General features: G+C 36.4%; 6 protein-coding genes. 4 read left to right on the forward strand and 2 right to left on the reverse strand.

Annotated elements, in window-relative coordinates; all coding sequences use genetic code 11:
* Positions 1 to 1,106 precede the first annotated feature (1,106 nt).
* Positions 1,107 to 1,319, forward strand: coding sequence for a hypothetical protein (locus tag ACSYSN_RS07820; protein WP_491712937.1), 213 nt, complete (start codon positions 1,107 to 1,109; stop codon positions 1,317 to 1,319).
* A gap of 364 nt (positions 1,320 to 1,683) precedes the next feature.
* On the opposite strand, the gene ACSYSN_RS07825 is transcribed toward ACSYSN_RS07820, so the two are convergent.
* Both ACSYSN_RS07825 and ACSYSN_RS07830 read right to left on the reverse strand, forming a co-directional pair.
* On the reverse strand, positions 1,684 to 2,679 hold the full coding sequence (locus ACSYSN_RS07825; RefSeq protein WP_491712938.1) for a helveticin J family class III bacteriocin: 996 nt from the start codon (positions 2,677 to 2,679) through the stop codon (positions 1,684 to 1,686).
* A 159-nt stretch (positions 2,680 to 2,838) separates the two neighbouring features.
* Positions 2,839 to 4,077 (reverse strand): SLAP domain-containing protein, encoded by a 1,239-nt coding sequence (locus ACSYSN_RS07830; protein ID WP_491712939.1) that lies wholly within the window; start codon positions 4,075 to 4,077, stop codon positions 2,839 to 2,841.
* A gap of 376 nt (positions 4,078 to 4,453) precedes the next feature.
* On the opposite strand from ACSYSN_RS07830, the gene ACSYSN_RS07835 reads away from it, so the two are divergent.
* From ACSYSN_RS07835 to ACSYSN_RS07845, 3 genes are all read left to right on the forward strand, one after another.
* Positions 4,454 to 4,717: a hypothetical protein gene (locus tag ACSYSN_RS07835; RefSeq protein WP_491712940.1), complete on the forward strand. Its 264-nt coding sequence runs from the start codon at positions 4,454 to 4,456 to the stop codon at positions 4,715 to 4,717.
* Positions 4,710 to 5,021, forward strand: coding sequence for a hypothetical protein (locus ACSYSN_RS07840; RefSeq protein ID WP_491712941.1), 312 nt, complete (start codon positions 4,710 to 4,712; stop codon positions 5,019 to 5,021). Before ACSYSN_RS07835 ends, ACSYSN_RS07840 begins: the two co-directional genes overlap by 8 nt.
* A gap of 1,034 nt (positions 5,022 to 6,055) precedes the next feature.
* Positions 6,056 to 6,550 (forward strand): helix-turn-helix transcriptional regulator, encoded by a 495-nt coding sequence (locus ACSYSN_RS07845; protein WP_491712942.1) that lies wholly within the window; start codon positions 6,056 to 6,058, stop codon positions 6,548 to 6,550.
* Positions 6,551 to 7,770 lie beyond the last annotated feature (1,220 nt).

The following is a 7,770-nucleotide window of genomic DNA, read 5'->3' on the forward strand; positions in this document are numbered from 1 at the left end:
TGCACGCTCTGTTTTTCGTACAAGCCATAACTTGTAATCTTCATCTACTAAATTATAACACGGAAGGAAATTGTATTTGAGCAAAAGAGAATACAAAAAACGACCCACGAGGGGGTCGCATTTGCTATCTTGCAAGTGACTGAACTTGCATGCACGTCAGTTATACGTGCCAGATATTATTCTAATTCTGCTGTAAGTATAACATGGAATACGATGTTTGGTAAAATAATTATGCACGTTCAGTGCACCATCTTGAGAAGAAGACTGACTTCTCATAAAGGAGGTGAGAAACGTGTCAGATTTAATTATTCTAATTCTATTGTATCTCGTAATTTCTGAAATTCGGGACGCGCTGAATATTGTCAAAGATATTCTCGACGGGCTACGAAAGTAGTGCAAAAGTGCAACCTAAGATTTATCTTAGGTTGTTTTTTGTAAATTTAAGTTTTGTTACAAGGATAGAATTAAGCAGCCAAGCTATTATTAATGGCAATATAGCTTAAAATTGCAGGTAGAGTAGCCACATTATTTATTTTTACCAAACTTTTAGTAATGAGCATAAGGTAGAACAGTCCAACATTAGTTGGAATCGCCAGTGGCGATGTTCTATAAATGCCTATGTGGCAAGGTTAATAGTGATTAAATATATTGTCCAAAAATCAAATAAAAATTAGTCGTTAATACCACCAAAAATGGTGGAAAAATCTACCATAGGCTACCGAAAAGGGGCAAAAATTCTACCTCAGACCACCGAAAATGGCAAAAAAATCTACCGATTTACTACACATTTTTTTACTAAAGTGAATGAACATGGAATCAGATAAGGCTATAGAAATGTGTGTTACTTTTTGAGAAAGTAAGTCTGAAATTACGTCAATTTGTAAAGAAAAATGGAACTAATAGTGTACTCAAAACTTTAAAGATTATTGTTGACGTAATTAACTATATTAAAAAGCAAAAGACCCAGAAGTTGTATATATTTTAGGCTTGAATATACATCGACTCTATGGATAAAATTTAATTAGCAGATAAAGTTTTTTAGACAATATAAGTGAGACTTTAGCGCGTATTTGCGTGAGTTATATTAGACCAGAGGAGTTACTGAGATGAAGAAAAATGTTGAAATTAATGCTGTTGTACTGCAAATAGATGCAGAGAAGCAGACTGCCGAATTAACTGAAGTATATAATGATGCCGACCACATAGTACAGTTAACTGAATTTCAAAAGGCTTATTTGGAGCCAGGTGATTATATCCACTACAATGTTGAAACTAACAAAATTGAAGATATATCTGCTGGTGATATTGATGGGATATAGCTCAAAGCACCAGGTCTTGCAGTCATTTTATCTAAATTCATGGGTAAACCTACCCAAGCCCCTGAAAATCGCTTGTAGAGGCTTATATGGCCGTCTAAGCGATTATGATTTTATCTAACGCTAAAGTCAGAAGGCTGCATGTTTGGTCAAAAATGAGGCAAAAAAGCCAAGATATACCAATTGGTCTAATTGTGAAATTGGCTAGTGAACAAAAAAAGGAAGGCTGAATTAACAGTCTTCCCTTTTGCTATACGGGTTAAAATTCACAAAGATTTATTTATTGCTTAATTAGCCCTTGCGGCTCTAGGTGCTAAACCTACTTCGCTTAATGCACATTATGTTAAGTTCGATTGGTCTAGTGAGCTTACCATCGAACTCTAAAGATACGGTTACCGATAGTTCCCCATTTACCGCTAGCTAAGTAACCATGGTAAGCCACAGTCAAGTACAAATCGTTTTCACCAATGACTTGGATACCTTCAAGCTCAGTAGGCTCGTTGCCATTATCAATTGCAGCATTGTTATCTAAATCGACATCTTCCCAGCCTGCTTTATAATCTACGCCCCAAGGGATCTTGTAAATGTGACGTTTATTATCTCCAGCTTTCTGGCTAGAAATATAAATATTAATAGATTCATTATTGTATTTATCAACAACATGATCAATGTCATATCCCTGAATAGAACCAATCTTTTTCGTATCATCCGTAAGTTCTGGGATCGTGAATGGTTGGAATTTTCCGCCGACTGGTGTTAGTCTGCTGATGTTGAAATTATCAGTACCGGCCTTATCAAGTGCGCTATTCACTTCGTCTAGATTATATAAGGAAAAGTAACCAGTACCATCTGTGTCAATTGTGGCTACTAAAAAATATTTGTAGTCAGGAGATACTGCTGCTTCAGCTCGATCAAAATTTGCTGCTGGAATGTTAAAACCACCAGCCAAGTTTAAGTGTGATATACGAGTAAGTTCCGTATTACTCTTATATTCTGCTTTACCTGGGATTTTAACCCGAGCAATTTGTGTATCCCACATATAGCCACCAGTACCTGATTTACCTTTAGTGCCGACGAACCAGCAACCTGCTTTATTGGCATATTCCCAAGTTTGAGTATGACCACCAGCGAGATCACCAGTGAATTTAACAATTTCTTTCCCAAAAGTAATATTAGAGCTTGGACTTGCTCTAAAAACATAGTTGTCACTGCCATGATGCTGCAAAGCATAAACATATGATGAGCCCACGTTCCCTTTTTGGACCACATTGTAGTATAGCCCTTTTTTATTCCCTTTTGGACCTGTCTGTCCGGTCTTTAAGGTGTGCAATAGTGTGATTGATGGATTATAAAATTTAGTCATAATAGTTCCTTTCAAATAAAATAGTTTTTACAACAAGTTAATTTCGACTTCGAAGTCATAATCAATATAATACATATGTTCGATTTTTGCAAACAAATATTTAGAAATAATAAAAAATACTCAAAATAATTTGAGTATTGTTAGTCCTTTATTTAAATTTTATTCAGGCATTGTTTTTCTTCTTGCAAGATATATGTTTAACTCATCTTGTGGTAATACTGCCAGTGGTTGTTGTTGCTTCAATAACCAAACAGCCTGCTTGACTGCTGCAATACTTGACGAGTCAGAGCTAATAATTTCTTTGGCATTGTTCAATGCAGTGTCATAATCTGGTGAATATTGATAGTTTTTAGTAGCTTTAACCGTACTTTCTTGATCAATTAGTTTTTGTAATTCTTCCTTATCCGTTGTAGTTGCTATTTTTGTGTCAGCTTGCGCTTCTGCTGGCGTATTGACTGGCTCTAATTTCGGACCGGAAAGATATTGGATGTTTGAGGCTTTGATATAGCTTTGAAAGTCTTTAGTATTTTCTCCCAAGCGTGTTGAACCTGTTACAAATGCATTTTGGGTTAGACGATAGAACAACTCAGCCTTGTTTTCCTGAGGTAGCCAAATATAGAGAGCCTCACTTACTGGGAGCTTGTCGCCCTTAATAAAAGTAGGCCCGGTATGTATATCCATTCTTGGTCTAATTTGCCCGTTAATATCGTATCCTTCAGTATTAGTATTAACTGAAACATAGGTGTCATAAGTGTAAGTCAATAATTTTTGTAGTGGCTTTTTTTGTATCATTGACTTGGCAATAAAGCCTATCGTTGTTCCAGTGAGTCGGTAGCTAGGAACATTAACTGGATCATACCAACGTAAAGTAACTCGATCTACCTTAACTTTTTGTAGAGGCTTAATCGTTCTGGCTTCTTCACCAAAACCAACCTGAATTGACTTGGTAAAGTTGTTAGTTTTGGCGATTGTGACTGTTGCTTCGGAGGTATACAGCGGCTTGCCAGCGATTTGGCTGACATTGCCAGCTTTAATGTAGCCACCAGCACCGATGCCATAGTAATATTGCCCCTTTATTTGTTTATAGGGCAGCCAGGACTGGTTGTAGTTGTCGTCGTCGAGTAAGAAGAAGCGTTTGCTGTCGCGCTCGGTGGGTTCGATTGCACCAGTAAATTTAACTGTAGCGCCTTTTTTGAGGTGGGTCTTCCATGTACTGCCGCGATAAGTACGCAGACGTTTGCCTTTTTTGTTGAAGACATAGGCACCATGGGCTAACTTCAAGTTATTAGTTGAAGTGGCAGCAGTGACTGTAGTACTGGTGGTTGCTAATGGAGTGGCTGTACCAAGAGCCAAGGTGCCGGCAACCGCTCCTAGGATAAGCTTTTTACTAATTTTCATAATAGTACCTCGAACATAAAATTAATCTTTCACTCTAATTATAGTACATTGAAATAATTAAGATAGAAAAGCAACAGCGATATTATTTTTAGCTGTAGCCATTAAAGTACTACTGCATTTCTATAGATTGTTTTTAAGGCATAACTCCACCCAGAAGATAAAAAGGGCTGAGAAGGGCTAATATGAGCTTTTAGAGGCAGGTAAGATAAATCATAAAAAGCTAAGCCGGTAAAATTTAATTACTCTTTAACGAACGTGAGTTTGCATTTATGACAAAAAAATGATATCTTGTTTTTACTTACGGGTTTAATTACTGAAAGAATAAATTTTTATTGCTTAAAGTAAATCAGATTAAGATTGCAGGAGGATCTAAAAAATGAGCAAAAATATCTTGCTTCTTTTAACGTCCACTGCATTCGGTGGACTTATTTCAATGCTAATTGGCTTTTATCAATGGCGTATCAAGGCCAAGCAAGAATCTGATGAGCAAGAAAGGGAGCGACTGTACAGCGATATTAAGTACTATCATGAAAAATATCGTGAAGATGAAGATGAAATAGATAGGTTAAAAGAAGAAATACGTAAATTAAGAGCAGCACAACTGAATGCTGCTAAAAAGGGAGGTGAGTCAGATGAATAATTTAACAGCGATTTTACAGCTGTTAAGCACGGTGGCGGTCATAATTGCATTCCTGTTTGTTGGTATTTATCCATATATTCAAAAGCATGATAAGCCGCTGGCAGACAAACTAGATGTTTGGTACAAGCTAGCGCAGGTATTGGTCAATAATGAAGCTACTAAGACAGATAAGGCTGGTAGCGACAAGAAGCAGGCAGCAACGGAAACTTTAGTAGAGCAGGCGAAGCAGTTAAAAGTACCATTGGACAGCACCGTAGCTGCTGGACTAATACAGACCGCTTATAATCAAGCGCAACAAAAGTAATAGAGAAAGCTATCAATCCATATCTGATTTAAATACTAAAGCTGCATTAATTCAAAATTATGTAGTTTTAACTATGTGTTTTATGATATGATAAAGTCATTAATGCGAATAAAATACCCTAAAATCTTACTTACATAAGAATTTAGGGTATGAAAAAAGCTAATCTAGGACTTTGGACGGAACTCGATTAGCTTCAACAACTGAGATAAGTATATCAAAAATACTTAAAAATTCAAGAGTTGAAGTTAAAAAGAACCTCCGAGCTAAGATTAGCGCGGAGGTTTTTCCGTTATCAAGCGAACCAACAGGACAAAGTTGTAAAAAGGGACAGGTGTGATAGAGCCATCTCAAGTAATAAATCTATCTCCGAAAGCCAGTAACGCGGCAGTGGGGCAAGTGGCGGTGACGACCAGCAGTTAAGCAAACAAGGTCAGGGCGGTAGAAACGACTACTGTGCAATCAGAACTACTCATGTGTAGGGCGAATGGGCAGCAGTGGAACATACGGCAGTAGTTAAGCAGAACATAGTACAGGGTACTATTGACTGGGGTTAGTAAACGGCGTTGCCCAGCAATTCAGATCATCTTCTGAACGACAAAAAACAACGGACTTGCTACTGTGCAGGGCGTTTATAAGCTTAAATGTATGCTGGTCCGCGAGACCAGAATTAGTAACCAACAATCGTAAAAAGCGGTTAGTTAGATAATTTTCTTCTCCTATCTAGGGGAAAATTACCTAACTAACCGCTTTGCGGTTAATTAGTTACCTTTATGGGGTTAGTCTGCCCCACTGGAGGGGGCTGTGCTGTTAGGAATATATTGTTTAGATCTGGATTATTGGAGGGTGTGGTGCCCCTGATGTAGCCTGGAACGATCTCATTCCCAATAGAAACGATTAGCTGCCTGAGAACGGTATGTATAATGATTAGAAGTTGAATAGTAGGTAAGTTTGCTGTGGTTATTGTTAGCATAGTGGATTGTATGTTAAATTGATTTTAGTATGTTGTTGATTTGGAAACAGTTAGGAAACAGGTTATGAAACAGTTATATAGTCAGAATCAAATCGCTGATATGCTAGGGATAAGTCGCAGTACTCTTAGTAAATGGTTGAAGAGTAATACTGTTTCTCCGAAACAGCTAAAAGGTCAGCGTAAATATTATGATGAAACAGTTATCGAACAGTATAAAAAATCGAAAAGGGTTGATAATACAAGGGATAAAGTTTCAAAAAATAATCTACTGTTTCAAAATACTGTTTCCGAGAAACAGAAAGAAATAGATGAACTAAAACAGTTGCTAAAGAAAAAAGAAGAACAGCTTCAAGTGAAGGATAAGCAACTGATGAGGCAGAATAATGAGTTAGTTGAGTTTGGCAAAAAGTTTGCTCAATTAGCTGATCAAGCCCAACAATTAAATCTAGTTGATAAGCCATTAAAACAAAAACGTTTAACTATAAATGAATCTGATACTGCAAAAACTAGGGAATCAAAGTTACATTGGTGGCAAAAAATTCGAAAAAAAGATTCATAGATTTCGGGTAGAATGGCTAAAGCTTATTGATAAGATCAGCTACCCTGTAACCGGGAAAAGTTAAGTAGGGTGGTTTTTCATTTATGCTTTTTTGGCGATGTATGCTAGTAATGCAATTAAAAATGTGCCAAACAGTAACACTAATGGTGTGGGTGAAAAATTTTAAAAACAGGTAATTGATTAATTTCAATTGCCCTTTTTTGATTTAAAGTTGCAAAATTATAGAAAATATCGATTTTGAGAATGTTGATATAGCAGAGTTTGTTAAACGACAAAATGGTCATATTTTGGCCAGCAAAAAACTTGAGTAACTGAAAACATTGATATATCAATGTTTATGGGTGGCCAAGATGTGACCCAAAATTGCTTTTAGAAGTCCCACGTGAATAATCAGAGAATCGCTTGGCACTGCCAAGTTCACAGGCTCGAAAAGAGTCCTGGGACTAGATTCTCCTTATGCTCTTTACTGAGATAATAAATTATGCACTTAAAAATGAATTTTCAACGACCTTAATTACAATTTGAAATGCAAAAAGTTGGCTGCAATAATCAAAAAATTTTATTTTTGGTAACTGAAAAGTTATCGAAGTTGGCGCAAACAAAAATCATTTTAATTAAAATTTGGGGAAATTAATTTGACCGATTAATTTCTTTTTTGGTTGCGAAAAAAATTTTTTGCGGCACTTTTAAAAACCAAAAATGAATAACTTTTGATCACCGAGTTAAACTTAATTACCGAATAAAATTTAAATTACGATGATCAAAAAAACACTTCATGATGAATTTTTTGAAACAGTTTTTTTACTTTGATTGGTTATAAAACTGTTTTAAAAGTGATCTATGGCAGCCGCATTAATTGTTTTCACAAACTTTTAGTAAAGAGCATAAGGGAAACTGCTATCACTTACTAAAGGTAAGCTGATAGTTTGGCGGTGCCAAGCGTTTTCCAAACATTAGGGCGTGCTATCACTGATATGGCAAAATCTCCACAATTGTGGGTGGCTGGAAATGTTGATTTAGCGCCCTTCTTCCATGACTATGGTTGTGCAGTAATTTAAACCGCCCATAATCATGGAGTTCAAGAATGTTGATATAGCAACATTCTATAAATTATCAGATGGGCTAATTTTTCTCAGTTTTGTGTTTTAATTTTGCAAAAGAACAACAAAAAAGCGATCCTTTCGGACCGCCCCAGAAGTTTTGCAAGTAGCTAACTTGCA

The organism is Lactobacillus sp. ESL1191, assembly GCF_058504435.1.